The sequence below is a fragment of the Rhizobium indigoferae genome, assembly GCF_034554815.1.
In the GTDB taxonomy this organism is placed as follows: domain Bacteria; phylum Pseudomonadota; class Alphaproteobacteria; order Rhizobiales; family Rhizobiaceae; genus Rhizobium; species Rhizobium leguminosarum.
Genome location: NZ_CP140637.1, coordinates 661,234 through 681,572, shown reverse-complemented (window position 1 = coordinate 681,572; position 20,339 = coordinate 661,234). Strand labels below are relative to the sequence as shown.

Sequence of the window (20,339 nt, the reverse complement as noted above, 5' to 3'; positions counted from 1 at the left end):
GATGTCATCAGGCGCAGCGGCGACCAAGCGCCTCGACCATCGCCTGGCAGGCGAGCAGTTCGCCGGTGACGATGAATTCGTCCGGCTTGTGGGCGCGGCCGATGTCGCCGGGGCCGCAGATGATCGCATCGATGCCTGCGCGCTGGAAAAGGCCGGCCTCCGTGCCGTAGCTGACGGCGGCGAGCGGCTCGATGCCGGTCAGTTCGCCAAGCAGCGCTGCAAGCGGCGCATCGGCGGCAAGCGAAAGCGCCGGATAGGCGCTGAGTTCGCGCCATTCCACCTGGAAGCCGAGCGGCGACAGCGCCTCGGCCGATGCTCGGAGCGGCGCCAGCAACGTTGCGGGATCGACGCCGAAAATGGCCCGCGCTTCGAACTCTGCCTCGCAACTGTCAGGAATGATGTTGACCGCCTGGCCGCCCTTCAGCGTGCCGACCTGAAGGGAGGAGTAGGGCGGTTCGAAAACATGCTCGAGCGGGCCGGAGGCGAGCCGTTCGGCTTCGTCGCGAGCTCGAGCCAGTATATCGGTGATGGCATGGATTGCGTTCAGTCCCTGGTCCGGACGCGAGGAATGGCCGGACCGGCCCCTGACCGTCAGCCGGGCGGCGGCCTTGCCTTTGTGGGCGCGGATCGCCCGCATGCCGCTCGGCTCGCCGATGATCGCGCCAAGCGGGGCTGCACAGAGCTCCGGCAGGCGGGCGATCATGTGCGGCACGCCGCGGCAGCCGGCCTCCTCGTCATAGGAAAAGGCAAGGTGGACGGGCTGGCGAAGTGGCATGGCAGCAAGCGCCGGGACGGCCGCGAGAACGACGGCCAGGAAGCCCTTCATGTCGGTGGCGCCGCGACCGTAGAGGCGGTCCGCTTCGGCGCGCAGGCGGAACGGATTGGTGGTCCAGCCGATTTCGGCGGCGGGGACCACGTCCATATGGCCGGAGAGGATATAGCCCGGCGTTTCCTTCGGGCCGATCGTGGCGAAAAGGTTCGACCGGTCGCCCTCCGGGCCGGGAAGCTCCGTGACGACAGCGCCGTGGCTTTGCAGATAGTGCCGGATCCACGCCACGATCTCGCCGTTCGGCGTGCCGACGACGGAGGGGAAGCCAACGAGCCTTTCGAGAATTTCAATTGCCTGCATGGGATTCCTCACAGTGCGGGGATCTTCGAGGTGCTTGCAACTGGGCTGACGGGAGGCGACATTCCAGGTTCTCACGGTGAACGGCGACTGCGGTCGGTCGGGCCTGGTCAATGACTTTAGAGGACGGTCCAGGCTTTATTTGCCGAAAGCGCAGCGGATTTGGTCGATTGTTGTGTTTGCGCCGGCCTCACCAGTGAATTGTATCGAACGATCTGTTCTAGTCTGGACAGAGAAGTTTCCGGGCGCCGGCTTGGCCAGAAAAATGCGGCAGGGGGTGGGAGTGAGTGAACTGACATCCGAATCCAGGTTCGTCGATAGTTTCGAGACGCACATTGCCGGGATCGACAGCGTTGCCCTCGACAAGTTGCATGCGCTGTCGATGACCGTCGCCTGGCCGCATCGTGGCGAAGACTGGCAGTTCTTGCGGGAATTCGGCCAGGGTATCGTGGCGATCGATGAAATCGGCCGCATCCTGGGCTCTGCGATGTGGTTTCCCTACGATACCCAATTTGCTACGATCGGTATGGTCATCACCTCGCCGCGTCTTCAAACCAATGGCGCCGGGCAATGGCTCATGGGCCACGCGCTGGAGCAGGTCGCCGGGCGGAACCTCGGGCTGAATGCGACGCGCGCAGCGCGACGTCTCTATCGTTCCCTGAACTTTGTTCGCGAGGCGCTCGTCTTTCAATGCCAGGGCGAAGCGATCTCGCCGCCGGATGTGGAGCTGCCGTCCGGTGCTGCAATACGGGCAGTGGAGGCTGGCGATCTGGAAGCGATCGCCGAATTGGACTGCGTGGCCTTCGGCACCGATCGCAAGCTACTGCTGGGCCGGCTGATGGCATATTCCAAGGGCATCGTGCTGACCCGCGCCGGCAGGATCGAGGCTTTCTCGCTTTGCCGGCGGTTCGGGCGTGGCCATGTCATCGGTCCTATTGTGGCGCGCAGTGACGCGGACGCGATCGCTGTCGTCCGCCCGCATGCGGCCGAGCATACAGGAGCGTTCCTGCGCCTCGACACACGCGAGCAGGGCGGGACCTTTTCCGATTTCCTCTCCCGCTGCGGTCTTCCCGTTTACGACATCGTAACGACCATGTCGCTCGGCGGCCCTTGGCTTCCGGTTCCGGTGCATCAGCCGGCACATGAGCCGAGGACCTATGCACTCGTCAGCCAGGCACTCGGTTGACGCAAGCCTAGCTGGCGATGGTTGTCGGGTTTTAAGCGCCCGGACAGACCGGCATGTCGATCAGAGCCTGCCGGCGTTCAAATTCGGGCCGGAACGAACGATATTGCCAGAGACCTTCCGGGCTTTCCCGTCGGTATACGGTCTCGAGCCAGAACACTGAGTCATCGATCGGCAAGACAGGATGCCACGCATACCATTCCGACCAGATTTTTCCTGCCGGGTCGCTGTCCATGATCGCCACTCGCCTCCGCATCGTCAGCGCAAGTGGAACATCCGTGCGGCACGGGAGCCGCTGTCGTTACGAAACCGGATTTCGGCATCGGTCACGATCAGGTCCCGGGATCGATGGTCTCGATTTCCTGGAGTCGAGAGACACCGATCGCGAGAGGTCCGATTTCTGCTTGCTGCGATCCCAGCGTGCTGCGGCGAATGTTCTATAATACAGAATAGCAGCGGAAGAATATTCTTCAATAGAGATCATTTTCTCGTATTGCGCGAACTCTTCCTCTTCCCCCGTCGGGAGATGTTTCAGGTTGTGAGATGTGGCTCTGTTGACGAATGATTTCGTCGGTGGATGTAGTCGCCTCGATTGGGCTTCGACACCGGCGATAAGTTGCGGTGTTCAATCGCCACTGATCTGTTTGCGTGATGGTTGGATGCTCAGCCGATCGAACGCAGCCCGAGGTAGGCTGCCAGACTGATGGCGGAGAGGGCGATCGTCAGCCTGGGTCTCGCATCGTCAAACATGGCTGCCAGCGAAAGGCCGAGCATCAGGATGACGGTTTTTGCCCAGAGATCTTGATCGGAGACGGTGAAAGCGATTGCCCCCAGAAAGACGGCGCTTGCGACGATTGTCACAGGGGCAGATTTCTCGGCGAGATCGCCGCCTGGGAAATACGGCAGAAGAAAACGCCGCATGCTCAAGCCTGAAGCGACGCTCAGAAGAAGACAGGTCAAGACAAGTTGCAACATAGGGTCGTCGCCGATCGATCCGCAGATAGCCCTAAGCATGCAATCCTCATGCCAGCCTCAAACCCTCAAAACGTCGTCCGACAGAGGCAACGTCGCGGCTTGCATGGCTATTTCCTCGGCGTCGCGACCCTTTTTTCGGCAATCGCTCGTCTGCTTGGGCTCATGTTTTTCGTCCGATGCCGAAACCGGCTTGAGCTCACGCAATGATTTTTATATAGAGAATTATCTATCGTCTTAATTCCGCAAACGAGATCCTTTCATTGGACCTTTCATCGATCGAGATATTCCTCGCCGTTGCCAGCGACCGCAGCGTTACCAAGGCTGCCAAGGCCGTAGGGCGGGCGCCGTCGAATGTGACGACGCGCGTCCAGCAATTGGAGGAGGACCTCGGCGTTTCGCTCTTCAGCCGTGACGGCAAGAAGATGACGTTGACGCGCGAGGGCGGGACGTTTCTCGCCTATGCCAACCGGCTTATGGCGCTTGCGCTCGAAGCGCGCCAGGCCGTGCGGCCTCTGGCCCCATCCGGGACATTGCGGGTCGGCACCATGGAGAGCACGGCGGCAAGCAGGCTGCCGGCGGCGCTGACGCAATTCAATCAGATGTGGCCGGAGGTGTCGCTTCATCTGACGATGGGGGCGTCCCGCGATCTGATCCGCGACGTTCTCTCTGATGCACTGGATTGCGCGCTGATTGCCCGTCCACCGAAGACGATGCGCGAGGAAGACGCGAGCTTCGATGCCGAACTCAAGGCGCTGGAGATGGAGCCGGTCTTCGTCGAAGACCTGTTGATCGTGTTGCCGTCCGGGCATCCCTCGATCAAGTCAGCCGCAGACCTGCGTGTCGGATCACTCGCCGCTTTGGAACCCGGCTGCACCTATCGCCGGATCGCCGAAAACTGGGCGCGCAAATCGAGCGCCCTGCCGACGAGCGAACTCGGCTCCTACCACGCGATCCTGGCAAGCGTTGCGACCGGCAATACGGCCGGCGTCATGCCGCGATCCGTCCTCGATCTCATGCACTGGCCGACGCCTCTCCAGACCCATCAGCTCGGGCCTGTCGAGACGCTGCTCGTCTACCGCAGGAATGATCGCCCAAGCGCGTTCAACGCATTCCACGAAGTCCTCAGCGCGACAAGGGGCAGAGATATCAGGCTGGCAACAAACTAACCTGAACGTCTTCCTCCTTCGCCGCCAGATAATCCTCGCTTAAAATTGGTCTTGTCATGCAGTATCCCGTTTCCCCGAAGGTGGGACCGAGCCGCTTCCGCCGCTTCCGTTTGTTTTCACCTATTCTGGCCGGTGCGACCTTACGAGAGCGATTGATTGGATGTCTCGGCGCTTTGCTGGCCATTGGTCTCACCGGCGTCATCAGCGGCTATCTGTTCGGCCAGGGGCCGCATCTTCCCCTGATCGTCGCGCCGATGGGGGCGTCCGCGGTGCTTCTTTTCGCGGTGCCGGCAAGTCCGCTTGCGCAGCCTTGGTCGATCATCGGCGGCAATACGATTTCCGCCCTGATGGGGATCATTGCCGCCTATTTCATTCGCGATCCGATCATCGCGACAGGCGTCGGCGTTTCGCTTGCCATCGGCGCGATGTCGTTCACGCGCTGCCTGCATCCACCGGGAGGAGCCGCCGCACTGACCGCCGTGCTCGGCGGCCCTGTCGTTGCCGGCTGGGGATTTCTTTTTCCCTTCGTGCCCGTCGCTTTGAACTCCTGCATCCTCGTCGGCCTTGGCCTGTTGTTCCACAAGCTTTCCAAGCGGAATTATCCGCACGTCGTTCCGAAACCCGCGGAGAACACCCATCAGACAGTGGACCTGCCATCTGCCGTGCGGGTGGGTTTCCGCGAAGAGGATGTCGATGCGGCCCTCGAAGCGCTCGACGAAACCTTCGATATCGATCGGGCAGACCTCGGCCGGCTGTTGCAGCAGGTCGAGCTGCAAGCGGTCATCCGCTCAAACGGCAAGATCAGCTGTGCCGATATCATGTCGCGTGACGTGATCGCCATTGGCGAAGCCTCGGAACCGGATGCTGCACGGCATCTTCTCTTGAAGCACAATATCCGCACCTTGCCGGTGAAGGATCCGGAGGGCCGCCTCGTCGGCGCCGTCGGCTTGCGGGAATTGTCCATGAGCACCGAGACCATCGCGCACGCGATCTCGAGGCCGGCGGTGGCCAGACCTTCGGATTCTGCTCTGTCGCTGTTGCCTGTTCTGACGGACGGTCGCACGCATGCCGTCATCATCGTCGACGACGACTACCGGATCCTTGGCCTGATATCGCAGACGGATCTCCTGAGCGCAGTGGCGCGACTGCTGCCAAAGGAGGACAATGCGATTCCGGCGGTGGCCTGAGCGGTGAGCGTGGAACGTAGCTGGAGAAAAAGTCGGTGCTGATCGAGCGCGATTCAAATGGCGATTTTATCCTGGAATCATCGGAGCTCGCGAAACGGTTCGGATTGTCGCTGGCCGATCTTCGCCGCCACATGCGCCATGGCTCCGTCGTCAGCTCCGTGGAAATAGGTACTGCTGAACACGAGGGGACGAAACGGGTGTCGCTTCGGCTCGGCAACCGGCTTTGGCAAGCCGTTCTGAACGACGAAAATGAAGTGCAGCAGGAGCAGATGACCGTTCTTCGGGGTAAATCCTCCGGACGGCATCCGCGCTGACCCCGTCCTATGGATGATCCGTGACGCCGGTTTGCTGCACCGCTCGGCCCTGTTCGCGCGGACCGAAAGAACGATCCCTTGCGGCCGCCGAGCGGCACGTGGAAGTCGACGCTGGCGATCGGCAAATTGACTATGCCGGCTGGAAGCCCCTTGTTCAGTGCAGTCCGAGGTAGGCCTTGCGGACGTCTTGGTTATCGAGCAGGGCGGCGCTGTCGCCGGAGAGATGAATGCGGCCGTTGACCATGACATAGGCCCGCTGCGAAAGCTTCAGTGCATGGTTGGCGTTTTGCTCGACGAGAAATATCGTTTTGCCCATCGCAGCAATCTCCCGCAAAACTTCGAAAACGCGCTTGACGATGAGCGGCGCTAAGCCGAGCGACGGTTCGTCGAACAGGATCAGTTCCGGCCGCGCCATCATGGCGCGGGCGATGGCGAGCATCTGCTGTTCGCCGCCCGACATGGTGCCGGCGGTCTGATTTCGGCGCTCCTTGAGGCGCGGGAAGAGCTCGAACATGGTGTTCCGGTCTTCTTCGAAGTGGGTCATGCCGATCGGTGTCGTGCCCATCATCATATTCTCTTCGACCGACATCTCCTGGTAAATCTGCCGGCCTTCCGGGACGAGTGCTATGCCGCGCCTGGAAATCCTGCTGGTCGGCATCTGCGAGATGTCTTCGCCACGATGCAGGATCTTGCCCGATGAGGCGCGCGGCGCCCCGAAGATAGAAGAAAGCAGCGTGGACTTGCCGGCGCCGTTTGCGCCGATCAGGCTGACGATCTCACCGGCTGAGATATGGACGTTCACCGCCTTCAGCGCTTCCACCGGGCCGTAATGGGCATGAACGCCGGCGAATTCGAGAAGCGGTACCTGGGTGTCGGACGACTGACTCATGCTGGTACCTCTTCTTCGCTGACACCGAGATAAGCGGCCACGACGGCCGGATCGTTGGCGACATGCTGCGGCGTGCCGTCGGAGATCACCTCGCCATGATCGAGCACGACGATGTGGTTCGAAATGCGCATGACGAGACCCATGTCGTGCTCGATGACGAGAACCGTCTGCTTGTGATCGGCACAAAGCCGTTGGATGACCTCGGCCAGATCCAGCGTTTCGGAAGGGTTGAGGCCGGCAGCCGGTTCGTCGAGGCATATGAGGCTCGGGCCCGTGCACATGGCGCGGGCGATCTCGACGCGGCGCTGCCGGCCGTAAGGCAGTTCGCCGGCCAGGCGGTTGGCGTCTTCTGCAAGCTTCATCTGCCCCAGCCAGTGATAGGCCCGGTCGACAGCCTCTGCCTCGGCCTTGCGGAACGCCCGGGTCCGGAAAACGCCACTGAGGATGTTGTTGCGGGTGGCGAGGTGTTGGGCGATCAGAAGGTTCTCGATGACCGACATTTCCTTGAACAGGCGGATGTTCTGGAACGTCCTGGCAATCCCGGCGCGCGTCACGAGATGCGAGCCGCCGGTCATCGGTTTGGTCACCAACTGGCCGATATCCGTCGGACCATCGCGTCCGTTCAGCATGATGCGGCCTTCGCTGGAGCGATAGAATCCGGTGATGCAGTTGAACATCGTCGTCTTGCCGGCGCCGTTGGGACCGATCAGGGCGGTGACCGCGCCGCGCTCGACCGAGAAGCTGACGTCCCGGTTGGCGACGATGCCGCCGAAACGCATGGTGACATTCTGTACTTCGAGGATGGGTCCGTTCATCGTCCCGCCTCCGCCTTGCCCTCAAAGGACAGTTCGGTGCCGATGCCTTCTTTCATCGAGCTCGGAAAGAATGCCGGGCGCTTGATGCGGACCAGGCCGCGCGGCTTCCAGATCATCATCACCACCATCAGGATACCGAAGACCAGAACGCGGTATTCGGCGAACTCACGCAGAAGCTCCGGAAGAATGGTGAGAACGAGTGCGGCCGAGATGACGCCCGCCGTCGATCCGAGGCCGCCAAGGACGACGATGGCGAGGATCAGCGCGGATTCGAAGAAGGTGAAAGAGGTCGGGTTCACGAAACCCTGTTGTGCGGCGAAGAAGACGCCGGCGAGGCCGCCCGTGGAGGCGCCGAGCATGAAGGCCGTGAGCTTTGTGAAGACGTGATTGACGCCGAGCGAACGGCAGGCGATCTCGTCTTCGCGTAGCGCTTCCCACATGCGGCCGAGAGGGATGACGCGCAGTCGCTCCACGGCGTAGATGACGAAGCAGACGACAAGAAACAGCACGAAATAGAGAAACCAGAACCGGTAGTCCGCGCTGTAGGCGATGCCCAGATATTCATGAATGGGAACGCCACCCTGTTTGGCGGTACGGGTGAATTCGAGGCCGAGGAAGGTGGGTGCCGGAACCGGGGCGCCATTCGGCCCGCCGGTGAATTCCAGCCAGTTGTTCAACACCAGACGAATGATCTCGCCGAATCCGAGTGTCACGATGGCAAGATAGTCGCCATGCATCTTCAGAACGGGAAAGGCGAGGATCATGCCGAAGAGGCCGGCCAGGAATGGGGCAAGGATGAGCGCGCCCCAGAACCCGATGCCGAGATATTGCGATCCGAGCGCCAGGAGATAGGCGCCCACGGCGTAGAAGGCGACGTAGCCGAGGTCGAGCAGGCCAGCAAGCCCGACGACGATGTTAAGCCCCAGGCCGAGCAGGCAATATATCAGGGCGAGGATCGCGATACCCAGGAAGTACTTGTCCGCGAAAAACGGCAGACTCAGCCCGGCAAGAAACAACAGGGAAAGGACCAGCAGCGGCGACCTTTCCGTGCCGGTCATGACGGTCACACCGCCGTTGCCGGCCATGCGCCGGGTGAGTTTTCGACCGAGGCTGCTGATCTGGAACAGCGAGAGCGCTAGACGTCCTGCCGTGACGACGGCCGCCAGCAGTACCGCGCGCATCAGTTTGTTGGTGAACGAAAATCCCTCGAGCACCAGCCCCGAGATCGGGCCGAACAGGATAAGGGAGACGGTAAAAGTGAGGAGCGCTTGCTTGAAGAGTGCGCGAAGGCGGTTGGATTCCATGGTTCTTGCTCCTCCTCAGACTTTCTGGATTTCCGGCCGGCCAAGCAGGCCATAGGGTCGGAAAAACAGGAGGGTGATGAGCAATGCGAAAGCGAAGACGTCCTTGTAGTCGGTGCTGACATAGCCGGCGAACAGCGCCTCGGTCAGGCCGAGGACGATGCCGCCGAGCACGGCGCCGGGCAGCGAGCCGATCCCGCCGAGCACCGCGGCCGTAAAGGCCTTGATACCCATGACGAAGCCGATGAAGAAGTTGAAAGAGCCGTAGTTGAAGGTGACGAGCGTGCCGCCGACGGCGGCAGTGGCCGCACCCATGACGAAGACCGTCGAAATGATCCGGTCGGTATTGACCCCGAGTATCGCGGAGATCCGGATATTCTGCTGGGTGGCGCGGCATTCGCGGCCGATTCTGGTGTAGTTGATCACATAGGTCAGTACCCCCATGGCGATAAGCGACGCGAACAGGATCACCGTCTGCATATAGGTGATCTGCGCGAAGTGGGTATCGTTGCCGATGCGAAACGCCCCCTGGATCAGCGTCGGCACACCCTGGTCGCGCGCGCCCTGGGCGATCTGGACGTAGCTCTGCAGCATCAGCGAGATGCCGATGGCCGATATCAGCGGAGCAAGCTTGGTCGAGCCGCGAAGCGGCCGATAGGCGACGCGCTCGATCACCCAGCCATAGACGGCCGTGATTGCGCAGCTGATCACCAGCACTGAAATCAAGGCGAAGGGAACTGACTGAACGCCGAAATAGCCAAGGACGGCAAGCGTGATGGCGGCGATATAGGCCGATACCATATAGACGTCGCCATGGGCAAAGTTGATCATCCGGATGACGCCGTAGACCATGGTGTATCCGACCGCGATCAGGCCGTAGATCGTCCCCAGCGTGATGCCATTGAACAATTGTTGAACCAGGATGTAAAAGTCCATGGTGAACCCCTCTTATGGTTTTCGGGGATAGATAAGCCGGCCGAACCTAAAGCGCGTCGCGATCTTTCAGAGTCTCTGATCGCGCTTTAGGTCTTTATTTTTTCGCATGTCGCTACCGCAAAACCGCTGCACACTTTTGCGCGACAAGCTTTAGGTCCGGCCGGCTTGGGCAAAATGCCTTACTTCACCAAGACAGGGGTTCCCTTGTCGTCGAAGTTGTAGAATACGAACTTGAAGTCCTTGATGTCGCCCTTGGCGTCCCACGTGATCTTGCCGATGGCGGAATCGACGGTGTTGCTGCGGAGATAGTCGGCCTGGGCCTTCAGTTCGTCGCCGGCCTTCAGCGCGGCTACGACGGCCTGCGCATTGGCATAGCCATAGAGCACGTAGTTTGCCGGCGTGATGTTGGCCTTCTTCAGTGAATCCTGGACGCCCTGCGTGGAGGGATCCGCCAGCGGGTCCGGTGTTGCCGAATAATAGACGTTCTTCAGATTCTTAGCGCCACCGGCTGCCGCGACCAGTTCCGTCTGGGCGAAAGCGTCACCGCTGACGATGACCACGTCGACACCCTGCTCCTTCAGCTGGCGGATCAGCGGACCGCCTTCGGGAATGAGACCGCCGAAGTAGACGGCATTGGCGCCGGAGCTCTTGATCTTGGTGACGAGCGCATTGAAGTCACGTTCGCCACGGGTCAGGCCTTCGTACATTACAGGCTTGATTCCGCGCGCTTCGATCGTCTTCTTGACGGCGTCCACCAGGCCCTGGCCGTAGGTGTCCTTGTCATGGATGAGGGCGATCTTGTCCCGCTTCAGCGTATCCAGAATGAAGCTGCCGGCGACGACGGCCTGCTGGTCGTCACGGCCGCAGCCACGAAACAGATTGTCGAAACCGCGATCGGTGACGGTCGGATTGGTGGAGGACGGCGTCATTTCGAGGATGCCGGCATCATTGTAGATTTCGGAAGCAGGGATCGTGTTGGACGAGCAGAAATGCCCGATCACCGCCTGGACCTTGTCCTGGTCGACGAAACGATTGGCTACGGCAACGGCTTGCTTCGGTTCGCAGGCGTCGTCACCCTTCACCAGTTCAATCTTCTTGCCGTTGATGCCGCCCGACGCGTTGACGTCGGTGACGTAGGCGGACACGCCGCTGAACACCTGCTCGCCAAAGGTCGCATTGGCGCCGGTAAAGGGGCCGGCGACGCCGATCTTGATCGTGTCGGCCGCCAAAGCGTTGGAAAACAGCAAGGCGGAGGCGACGGCGGTGGCGCTAAGAAGTGTCGATATGGATTTCATGTGTTTTCCCTCTGGTTGAAGCTCATCGATTTTTAGTCGTTCTCGACGCGGTTTAAGCCCGCGTTCATGCTTCGCATTAAAGGCGAAGCTATTATTTTTGTTGTGTAATTTCTCTTCTCTGAAGTTGCGTGGAAGAGCGGATTTCGAGATTTCCGGTCCTTTTCTTAATTGACACTTATATGATAAGTGACATATACGAAGACGGTCAAGCGGAAATGTTGCGGCATCGCTTGCAACAGTGAAGAATGGCAGGATCGATGATCGCGCAAGCGCGGCCTCGAACGTTAAGAAAGCGGGGAACAAGACGGTGAGCAGCACGCCACGAAACTGCCGGGTGGGCGTCGATATCGGCGGCACCTTTACGGATATCGCTCTCGACCTCGACGGGACGCTTCACTCGACGAAGATCCTGACGGACTATACGGCGCCGGAGAGGGCGATCCTCAAGGGTGTGAAGGCCGTCGCCGACATGGCGGGCATCGCTCTTTCAGAGATCGGCATCCTCATTCATGGGACGACGCTTGCCACCAACGCGCTGATCGAGCGGCGCGGCGCCAGGACCGCCTTCGTGACGACGGAAGGTTTTCGCGACGTGCTCGAGATGCGCACCGAGAACCGTTTCGAGCAATATGATCTCAATATTTCCCTGCCGCCGGCTCTCATCGCGCGCGCCGACCGCTTCGTCGTCCGTGAGCGTATCGATGCAGCGGGCAAGGTTCTGCTTGATCTGGACAATGCTTCGGTTGCCGCCGTCGTCGAGAAGGTCGCGGCAGGCGGCTATGAAAGTGTCGCGATCGGCTTCATTCATGCCTATGCCAATGGCGCACACGAGATCGCCGTCCGCGATGCGATCCTGAAGCGCCTTCCTGGCCTCTCCGTTTCGATCTCGTCGGAGGTTTCTCCGCAGATGCGCGAATTCGAGCGCTTCAACACGGTCTGTGCCAATGCCTACGTCAAGCCGACGATCAAATCCTATCTCGACCGTCTCGTCGTGTCGCTGAAGGATATCGGCGTCGGCTGCCCGGTCTTCATGATCCACTCCGGCGGTGGGATCGTCTCGGTCGAGAGCGCCTCCGAATTTCCGGTGCGCCTCGTCGAATCCGGTCCAGCGGGCGGCGCGATCTTCGCGGCCGACATCGCTCGTCAATACGGTCTCGATACGGTTCTTTCCTTCGACATGGGCGGCACGACTGCCAAGATCTGCCTGATCGAAAATCAGGTACCGAAGACGGCCAAGACTTTCGAGGTCGCGCGCACCTATCGGTTCCGCAAGGGATCCGGCATGCCGATTTCCATCCCCGTCGTCGAGATGGTCGAAATCGGCGCAGGCGGCGGTTCGATCGCTTCGGTCGACGCAATGCGCCAGATCCGCGTCGGCCCGCATTCGGCAGCCTCCGAGCCGGGCCCAGCCTGTTATCAGCGCGGCGGCAAGAACCCCACCGTGACCGATGCGGACCTGATCCTCGGCAAGCTCGATCCCGCCAATTTCGCGGGCGGCGCGATCCCGCTTTCCGTCGAGGCGAGCCGCCAGGCGATGAGCGACGATATCGGCGCGGTCATCGGCCTCGACCCGGAGGCTTCCGCTTACGGCACGTGCGAAATGGTCGACGAGAACATGGCCAATGCCGGCCGCGTTCACACCGTCGAGAACGGCAAGAACATTTCCGATTTCACCATGATCACCTTCGGTGGCGCAGGACCGCTGCATGCCGCACGCCTCTGCGAAAAGATGGGAATCTCGACCTTCCTCGTTCCGCCGGGTGCCGGCGTTGGTTCCGCGATCGGTTTCCTCAAGGCGCCCTTCGGCTATGAGTCCGTCCGCAGCGCCGTCTTCAACCTGTCGAAGTTCGAATATTTAGAGGCCAGCCGCCTCCTGCAAGCCATGAAGGCCGAAGCACTCGGCTTTGTCGAAGGCGGGCTCGACACCGGCGCCCCGGTGATCGAACGAACGCTATTCATACGCTATGCCGGGCAGGGCTGGGATATCCCGGTCCCGCTTGCCGACGACAATTTCGACCCTGCGAGCGCCGAGACGATCGCGGCCTCTTTCGAAAAGGAATATGAGCGCTTCTTCGGCCGCGCCATCGAGGGTCTCGATATCGAGATCGTCAGCTGGTCGGTCAAGGCGAGTTCGCCGCTGCCGCCGGTCGAACGCATTCCCTCCGTCGCCGAAGGCAATATCGTGCAGCCGGGCAAGACCCGACGCCTGTTCGAGGCCTCCCAAGGCGCCTATCTCGAAGCCGGCATTCACGAGCGCACCGGCCTGAAGTCCGGCGACGTGATCAAGGGCCCCGCCGTCGTAGTCGAGCGTGAGACCTCAACCGTTCTCACTTCCTCCTTCAAGGCCATCGTTCAGCACGACGGCTGCCTTCTCGCAACCCGGATCTGAGGATAGCCACATGAACCAATCCATGATCGATATCCATATGCAGGTCATGTGGAACCGGCTGATCTCAGTCGTCGAGGAGCAGGCGCAGACCCTGATCCGCACGGCCTTCTCCACCTCGGTGCGCGAGGCGGGCGATCTGTCGGCCGGTGTCTTCGACCTGGAAGGCCGTATGCTGGCGCAGGCGGTGACCGGCACGCCCGGCCACGTCAACGCCATGGCGGAATCCGTCGCGCATTTCATTCGCGACATCGGGCCGGACAATATATTTGAAGGCGACGTCTACATCACCAATGATCCCTGGAAGGGAACGGGCCACTTGCACGACATCACCGTCGTCACGCCCTCCTTCCATCACGGCAAGCTGGTCGGTTATTTCGCCTCGACCGCGCATGTCGTCGATGTCGGCGGCCGCGGTTTCGGGCCGGATGCCCGCGAAGTTTATGAAGAGGGTCTCTTCATTCCGATCATGAAGTTCTTCGAGCGCGGCGAGCTGAACCGGACGCTGATCCATATCGTCCGAAACAATGTTCGCGAAAACGATAAGGTCGTCGGTGACTTCTATGCGCTCGCCGCCTGCAACGAAACGGGCCAGCGCCGGCTCGTCGACATGCTGACGGAATTCAATCTCCCTGATCTGTCGACGATCGGCGGCTTCATCCTCAAGCACAGCCGCGAGGCAACGCTGGAGCGGCTGAAGAAGCTGCCGCATGGCTCCTGGAACTACAGCCTCGATCTCGACGGCTATGATGAGCCGGTGCATCTCGCCGCCAAGCTGAGCATCGGCCCCGAGGGGATCGTGGTCGATTTCGACGGCACCTCAGGCATGAGCAAGTTCGGCATCAATGTGCCGCTCGTCTATGCCAAGGCCTATGCCTGCTACGGCATCAAATGCGTCGTGGCGCCGGAAATTCCAAATAACGCTGCCTCGCTTGCACCTTTCGAGGTGGTGGCGCCGGAAGGTTGCATCCTCAATGCCAAGCGGCCGGCGCCGGTCGCTGTCCGCCACGTTCTCGGCCATTTTGTCCCGGATCTCGTGCTGGGCGCGCTGCATCAGGCGCTTCCAGGCCAGGTGCCTGCGGAAGGTGCCAGCGCACTCTGGAACCTGCATATGAGCGTGCGCCCCGTCTCCGATCAGATCGGCGGCAAGGGCGCAGAACTCCTGATGTTCAATTCCGGCGGCACCGGCGCACGCGCCGTTCTCGATGGCTTGAACGCCACCGCCTTTCCGAGCGGCGTGCACACCATGCCGATCGAGGCGACGGAGAATGTCGGCCCCGTGATCATCTGGCGCAAGGAATTGCGCGAGGGGTCGGGAGGTGCCGGCGCCCAGCGCGGCGGTCTCGGCCAGATGATCGAGATCGAAGCGGCCGAAGGCTTCAGCTTCCGTTTCTCCGCCATGTTCGACAGGCTTGGCCACCCCGCCCGCGGCCGCGAAGGCGGACTGAACGGCACGGCCGGCGCAGTTGCTCTCGACGACGGTACGGTTCTCAAGGGCAAGGGGCTGCAATTCGTGCCCGAAGGCCGGCGCCTGGTTTTGTCGCTTCCGGGCGGCGGCGGTTACGGCGATCCGGCACATCGCCCGGCTGAGGCGATCGAGCACGACCTGAAGCATGGATACATCACCGAAGAACAGGCTGAAGCCTACGGCAGGAGCCGGACTAAGGGAGGCAAGGCATGAATATGATTGCATTCGAAAGCACACGCGTCGCGACGATCAAATCCTCGCCGTCCATGGCGGTGTCGGTCGCCGCCAAGGCGATGCGGGCCAAAGGAGAGCATGTCGTCGACCTGTCGCTCGGCGAGCCTGATTTCGACACACCTGATCATATCGTTCAGGCGGCGATCGAGGCCATGCGCAAGGGGCTTACCCGCTATACCGCGCCGGACGGACTGCAGGAGCTGCGCCAAGCGATCGTCGCCAAGTTCAAACGCGAGAGCGGCCTCGACTACGTCATGGACGAGATCTCCATCGGCAACGGCGCCAAGCAGATCCTCTTCAATGCATTCCTGGCCACCCTGGAGCCCGGCGACGAGGTGGTCGTGCCGGCGCCTTACTGGGTCTCCTACACCGACATCGTCGTCCTGCATGGCGGCATTCCCAAGATCGTGCCTTGCGGTGTCGAGGATGCCTTCAAGATCACAGCCGAGCGGCTGGACGCAGCCATCACGCCGAAGACGCGTTGGTTCCTGTTCAATTCTCCGTCCAATCCGACGGGGGCGATCTATACGGCGGACGAACTGAGGGCGCTTGGTGCGGTGCTGGCGCGGCATCCCCACGTGGCGATCATGTCGGATGAGATCTACGAACATATCGTCTGCGGCGACGTGCCCTTCACGTCGTTCGTCGTCGCGTGTCCGGAGCTGAAGGACCGCACGCTCATCATCAACGGCGTATCCAAGGCCTATGCCATGACAGGATGGCGGCTCGGCTATGCGGCCGGTCCGCGCGAACTGACCAGGGCGCTGAACAAGCTTCAGTCCCAGAGCACGACTTGCCCGTCCTCGATCACCCAGTTTGCCGCCGCCGCCGCGCTCAACGGTCCCCAGGACTTCGTCACGACGGCGGTTGCCGAATACAAGGCGCGCGGTCAACTGGTCGCAAGGGGCTTCAGCGCGATACCCGGTCTTGATGTGCGGGCTCCGGAAGGAGCCTTCTACCTCTTTCCGAAATGCGCCCACTATATCGGCAAGACGGCGCCCGACGGCGCCAGGATTTCCAACGATACGGAACTGGCCTCCTATCTCCTGAGGGAGGGCAAGGTCGCAACCGTCCCCGGTGCCGCTTTCGGTGTCGAACCCTATATTCGCCTTTCCTTCGCGACATCGCGTGACAATCTTGCCATCGCCATCGAGCGCACCGCCGATGCACTGGCCAAACTTCGCTAAATGGAAAATTCGATGACCGATTATCAGCGCACGCTTCTGACCGGCGCGGCCGGCGCTCTGGGAACCCAGCTGCGCAAGTCAGGAACAAGGCTTGGCAAGATCGTCAGACTGTCTGCACGCAAGCCCTGCGAGAACCTCGAACCGCACGAGGAGAATTTCCCGGCCGACCTTTCCGACTTCGACGCCGTTTCGAAAGCCGTGGAGGGTTGCGACGCCATCATTCATATGGGCGGTCAAGGGCTGGAGGCCCCCTGGAACACCATCCTCAACGCCAACATCGTCGGCAGCTACAACATCTATGAGGCGGCCCGGCAGCATGGCGTCAAGCGCATCGTCTATGCCAGCTCCGTTCACGCCATCGGCTTTTACGAGCGCACCGAGACGATCGACGGCGATGTTCCGACCCGTCCTGATAGTCTCTATGGAGTGTCGAAGACCTTCGTCGAAAACCTCGGCCGTTACTATTTCGACAAGTTCGGGATCGAGACCGTGAGCCTGCGTATCGGCTCGTCTTTCCCCGAGCCGACGGACCGGCGCCATCTCATCACCTGGCTTTCCTATCGCGATTGCCGCCAGCTCGTCGAAAAGAGCCTGTCGGCCGAACGCGTCGGCTTCATGGTCGCCTATGGCATGTCCAACAACAGCCGGGCGTTCTGGGACAACCGCACGGCGGCATCGCTCGGATACAGGCCGGAAGACAGCGCCGACGATTACGCGGACAAGGTTTTCGAGAATACGAAACAGGGCGATCCCAACGATCCGGCGGTGCGCTTCCAGGGCGGCAGCTTTGCCGCCGCCGGCCACTATGAAGACGAGAAGAAGTGAGACGCCCTTATGCAAGCTTCCAAGTCGTCCTATGACGTGGTGATCGTCGGCGGTGCAGTGGTCGGCAGTTCGACGGCATATTTTCTGGCGACCAACCCCGACTTCAACGGATCGGTCCTGGTGATCGAGAAGGACTGGACCTATCAGCGATCGGCGACGGCACTGTCTTCCAGCTCCATCCGCCATCAGTTCTCGAATGCGATCAATGTAAAAGTCTCGCAGTTCGGGACGGAGTTCATCCGCCACTTCAAGGAAAACGTCATTGTCGACGACGACACGCCCGAGATTGGTTTTCACGAGGCCGGTTATCTGTTCCTCGCCGAGGACGATCGCGGCGATCAGGTTCTCCGGCGCAACCACGAGACCCAGGTCTCGTGCGGCGCGGAGGTGACGCTGCTCGATCCGGATGGTCTCGGCCGCCGGTTTCCCTGGCTGAACCTCGAAGGATTGACGCTCGGCAGCACCGGCGAGCGGGGCGAGGGCTGGTTCGACAGTGTCGGTCTGCTGCAGGGCTTTCGCAAGAAGGCGCGCTCGCTCGGCGTCGAATACATCGAAGACGAAGTCGTCGCCATCAACCGAGAGGGAGACCGCATCGTTTCCGTGTCGACGAAGAGCGGCCAGACGATTGCCTGTGGCACGATGGTCAACACCTCAGGCACCAACGGCAAGAAAGTCGCTGGGATGGCTGGGCTCGACGTCCCCGTGGAGCCACGCCGACGCTCGCTGTTCGTCGTCGATTGCCGAACGCCCCTGGAAGGAAAGGTGGGGCTGACGATCGACCCCACCGGCGTTTTCTTCCGGCCCGAGGGCAAGTTCTATCTGATGGGCACCTATCCCAAACATGACCCTGAGGTAGATCCGAACGATTTCGACGTCATGCATGACGAATTCGACGAGGAAATCTGGCCGATCCTGGCGAACCGGGTGCCGGCCTTTGAGGCGATCAAGGTCGTCAATTCCTGGGCCGGCCACTACGACTATTGCACCCTCGATCACAATGTCGTCCTCGGACCGCATACTGAGGTCAGCAATTTCCTCTTCGCAAACGGCTTCTCGGGGCACGGTCTCCAGCAGTCGCCGGCAATGGGACGGGGTCTCTCGGAACTGATTGCCTATGGCGGCTTCAAGACGCTTGATCTTTCGCCATTCGGCTACGAGCGGGTGGCAGCTGACCGCCCCTTCCTTGAAGACGCCGTCATTTAAAGCATAGGAGAGGGGCTCCCGATGAAAAACGAAACATCCAAGCGCAGCGGCGGCCAGGCGCTCGTCGATGCCTTGCGCATCCATGGTGTCGAGCGCGTGTTCGGCGTGCCGGGCGAAAGCTATCTTGCTGCCCTCGACGCCTTTCACGACGTGGAAGACGCCATCGAATTCATCGTCTGCCGGCAGGAAGGCGGCGCCGCCTACATGGCGGAAGCCTACGGCAAGATGACCGGCAAACCCGGCATCTGCTTCGTCACCCGCGGGCCGGGCGCGACGAACGCGTCCGTGGGCGTGCATACCGCCTTCCAGGATTCGACACCGATGATCCTGTTCATCGGGCAGGTGGCGCGCGATCAGATGGAGCGCGAAGCGTTCCAAGAGATCGATTATCGCCGCATGTTCGGCCAAATGGCAAAGTGGGTAGTCGAAATTGAGGATGCCGCCCGCATTCCCGAGCTCATCAGCCAGGCATTCCACCGAGCTGTCAACGGCAGGCCGGGACCGGTGGTCGTCGCTCTTCCTGAAGACATGCTGACCGATATGGTCGATGTCGCCGACACCCCGCCCTACAAGCGAGTTGAGGGCTTTGCCGGCCCGCCGCAATTCGAGGAATTGCTCGGCCTTCTCTCCGAGGCGAAACGCCCGATGGTTGTCGTTGGCGGCGGCGGCTGGACGCAGCAGGCCGTTGCCGACCTGAAGGCGTTTTCGGAAGCCTTCTGCCTGCCTGTCGCAGCTTCCTTCCGCTGCCAGGATCTGTTCGACAATACGCACGAAAACTATGCCGGCGACCTCGGTCTTGCCGCAGGGCCGAAGCTGATCCGCCATGTGAAGGATTGCGACCTTCTGATCTCCATCGGCGCCCGTCTCGGGGAGATGACCACTGGCGCCTATACGCTGATCGACATTCCGGTCCCGAAGCAGTTGCTCGTTCACATTCATCCGAGCGCGGAGGAGCTGGGGCGCGTTTATCACGCGCGATTGCCGATCAATGCCAGCGTCGCGGGTTTCCTCTCGCAGGCGGCAAAGCTGAAGCCGCGGGCTGCGCCGGTGTGGAAGGACTGGACCAGGACGGCCCATGCCGACTATCTCGAAAATCTCGCGCATCCTGAGGTGCCCGGTCCGGTGCAGATGGGCGATATCATGGAATGGCTGCGCGGCCATCTCAAGCCGGACGCCATTCTGACCACCGGCGCCGGCAATTATTCCGCCTGGGCGCATCGCTTCTATCAGTATCGCACCTTCCGCACCCAGCTCGGACCGACAAATGGTTCCATGGGCTACGGCGTGCCGGCGGCGATCGCCGCCAAGATCACCGATCCCGCGCGCACGGTCGTTGCCTTTGCCGGCGACGGATGTTTTCTGATGAACGGTCAGGAACTCGCAACCGCCATGCAGTATGACGCTCGCGTCATCTTTCTGGTCATCAACAACGGCATGTATGGCACGATCCGCATGCACCAGGAGCGTGAGTATCCGGGCCGCGTCTCCGGCACCCGCCTGACGAACCCTGACTTTGCCTCGCTGGCGCGATCCTATGGCCTCCACGGTGAGACGGTGGAAAAGACCGAGGACTTCGCCGGCGCCTTCGAACGCTGCGAGACTTCAGGCAAGCCGGGTCTCATCGAAATCCGGATCGACCCGGAAGCGCTGACGCCGAAAATGAGCCTGACGCAAATTCGCGACCAGGCGATCGCCCAGGGAAAGTGATCGCAAGAAGAGGCGCGGCCTGGGACACCCGGGCGGCGCCTCAGCAGACAGGCGGAAAGTGAGGTCGCTCACGGGTGATGGACCTCAACGGCGGCCGGCGTTCTTATGATGTCGCTATCCCAAAACCGCTCCGTGCTTTGGG

General features: G+C 61.3%; 18 protein-coding genes. 10 read left to right on the top strand and 8 right to left on the bottom strand.

Features of this window, described 5'->3' with window-relative positions; genetic code table 11:
• Positions 1-7: 7 nt before the first annotated feature.
• Positions 8-1,129 carry an acetylornithine deacetylase gene (gene argE / locus U5G49_RS29645; RefSeq protein ID WP_193442703.1) on the bottom strand — a complete coding sequence of 374 codons (1,122 nt, stop codon included), beginning with the start codon at positions 1,127-1,129 and terminating at the stop codon, positions 8-10.
• A gap of 262 nt (positions 1,130-1,391) precedes the next feature.
• Here argE and U5G49_RS29640 point away from each other — a divergent pair, with 262 nt between their 5' ends.
• Positions 1,392-2,312: a GNAT family N-acetyltransferase gene (locus tag U5G49_RS29640; protein WP_193443040.1), complete on the top strand. Its 921-nt coding sequence runs from the start codon at positions 1,392-1,394 to the stop codon at positions 2,310-2,312.
• Between the two features lie 31 nt (positions 2,313-2,343).
• Here the strand turns inward: U5G49_RS29640 and U5G49_RS29635 are convergent, their stop codons facing one another.
• Positions 2,344-2,544 (bottom strand): hypothetical protein, encoded by a 201-nt coding sequence (locus U5G49_RS29635; RefSeq protein ID WP_082229840.1) that lies wholly within the window; start codon positions 2,542-2,544, stop codon positions 2,344-2,346.
• 428 nt (positions 2,545-2,972) lie between these two features.
• Positions 2,973-3,284 carry a hypothetical protein gene (locus U5G49_RS29630; RefSeq protein WP_193442705.1) on the bottom strand — a complete coding sequence of 104 codons (312 nt, stop codon included), beginning with the start codon at positions 3,282-3,284 and terminating at the stop codon, positions 2,973-2,975.
• 260 nt (positions 3,285-3,544) lie between these two features.
• Between U5G49_RS29630 and U5G49_RS29625 the strand changes: the two genes are divergently transcribed.
• Genes U5G49_RS29625 through U5G49_RS29615 form a run of 3 tightly spaced genes read left to right on the top strand, consistent with a single transcriptional unit; the run spans position 3,545 to position 5,951 of the window.
• Complete coding sequence (locus tag U5G49_RS29625; RefSeq protein ID WP_047620799.1) at positions 3,545-4,450, top strand: LysR substrate-binding domain-containing protein; 906 nt, start codon at positions 3,545-3,547, stop codon at positions 4,448-4,450.
• 56 nt (positions 4,451-4,506) lie between these two features.
• Positions 4,507-5,637 (top strand): HPP family protein, encoded by a 1,131-nt coding sequence (locus tag U5G49_RS29620; RefSeq protein WP_193442707.1) that lies wholly within the window; start codon positions 4,507-4,509, stop codon positions 5,635-5,637.
• 35 nt (positions 5,638-5,672) lie between these two features.
• Positions 5,673-5,951, top strand: coding sequence for a DUF6522 family protein (locus U5G49_RS29615; RefSeq protein ID WP_018445068.1), 279 nt, complete (start codon positions 5,673-5,675; stop codon positions 5,949-5,951).
• Between the two features lie 154 nt (positions 5,952-6,105).
• Here the strand turns inward: U5G49_RS29615 and U5G49_RS29610 are convergent, their stop codons facing one another.
• The 5 genes from U5G49_RS29610 to U5G49_RS29590 all read right to left on the bottom strand — a co-directional run bounded on the left by U5G49_RS29610 (position 6,106) and on the right by U5G49_RS29590 (position 11,187).
• The gene (locus U5G49_RS29610) at positions 6,106-6,840 is read right to left on the bottom strand and encodes an ABC transporter ATP-binding protein (protein ID WP_193442710.1); all 735 of its coding nucleotides are present in this window, start codon (positions 6,838-6,840) and stop codon (positions 6,106-6,108) included.
• On the bottom strand, positions 6,837-7,655 hold the full coding sequence (locus U5G49_RS29605; protein WP_131598470.1) for an ABC transporter ATP-binding protein: 819 nt from the start codon (positions 7,653-7,655) through the stop codon (positions 6,837-6,839). The genes U5G49_RS29610 and U5G49_RS29605 overlap by 4 nt, the downstream gene beginning before the upstream one ends.
• Positions 7,652-8,959, bottom strand: coding sequence for a high-affinity branched-chain amino acid ABC transporter permease LivM (livM, locus tag U5G49_RS29600; protein ID WP_193442712.1), 1,308 nt, complete (start codon positions 8,957-8,959; stop codon positions 7,652-7,654). The genes U5G49_RS29605 and livM overlap by 4 nt, the downstream gene beginning before the upstream one ends.
• 15 nt (positions 8,960-8,974) lie before the next feature.
• On the bottom strand, positions 8,975-9,892 hold the full coding sequence (locus U5G49_RS29595; RefSeq protein WP_018517823.1) for an ABC transporter permease subunit: 918 nt from the start codon (positions 9,890-9,892) through the stop codon (positions 8,975-8,977).
• Positions 9,893-10,071: 179 nt separating this feature from the next.
• Entirely contained in the window at positions 10,072-11,187 is a 1,116-nt protein-coding gene (locus tag U5G49_RS29590; RefSeq protein ID WP_193442714.1) for an ABC transporter substrate-binding protein, read from the bottom strand.
• 307 nt (positions 11,188-11,494) lie between these two features.
• Here U5G49_RS29590 and U5G49_RS29585 point away from each other — a divergent pair, with 307 nt between their 5' ends.
• From U5G49_RS29585 to U5G49_RS29560, 6 genes are read left to right on the top strand one after another with little or no spacing between them, the layout of a single operon-like run.
• Positions 11,495-13,576 carry a hydantoinase/oxoprolinase family protein gene (locus U5G49_RS29585; RefSeq protein ID WP_193442717.1) on the top strand — a complete coding sequence of 694 codons (2,082 nt, stop codon included), beginning with the start codon at positions 11,495-11,497 and terminating at the stop codon, positions 13,574-13,576.
• 10 nt (positions 13,577-13,586) lie between these two features.
• Positions 13,587-15,254, top strand: a complete 1,668-nt coding sequence (locus U5G49_RS29580; protein WP_193442719.1) for a hydantoinase B/oxoprolinase family protein — start codon at positions 13,587-13,589, stop codon at positions 15,252-15,254.
• The gene (locus U5G49_RS29575; RefSeq protein WP_193442721.1) at positions 15,251-16,462 is read left to right on the top strand and encodes a pyridoxal phosphate-dependent aminotransferase; all 1,212 of its coding nucleotides are present in this window, start codon (positions 15,251-15,253) and stop codon (positions 16,460-16,462) included. The genes U5G49_RS29580 and U5G49_RS29575 overlap by 4 nt, the downstream gene beginning before the upstream one ends.
• Positions 16,463-16,474: 12 nt before the next feature.
• The gene (locus U5G49_RS29570) at positions 16,475-17,287 is read left to right on the top strand and encodes an NAD-dependent epimerase/dehydratase family protein (protein ID WP_193442723.1); all 813 of its coding nucleotides are present in this window, start codon (positions 16,475-16,477) and stop codon (positions 17,285-17,287) included.
• Positions 17,288-17,296: 9 nt separating this feature from the next.
• Positions 17,297-18,490: an NAD(P)/FAD-dependent oxidoreductase gene (locus U5G49_RS29565; protein WP_018245955.1), complete on the top strand. Its 1,194-nt coding sequence runs from the start codon at positions 17,297-17,299 to the stop codon at positions 18,488-18,490.
• A gap of 21 nt (positions 18,491-18,511) precedes the next feature.
• Positions 18,512-20,197 carry a thiamine pyrophosphate-binding protein gene (locus U5G49_RS29560; RefSeq protein ID WP_193442725.1) on the top strand — a complete coding sequence of 562 codons (1,686 nt, stop codon included), beginning with the start codon at positions 18,512-18,514 and terminating at the stop codon, positions 20,195-20,197.
• Positions 20,198-20,339: the final 142 nt, after the last annotated feature.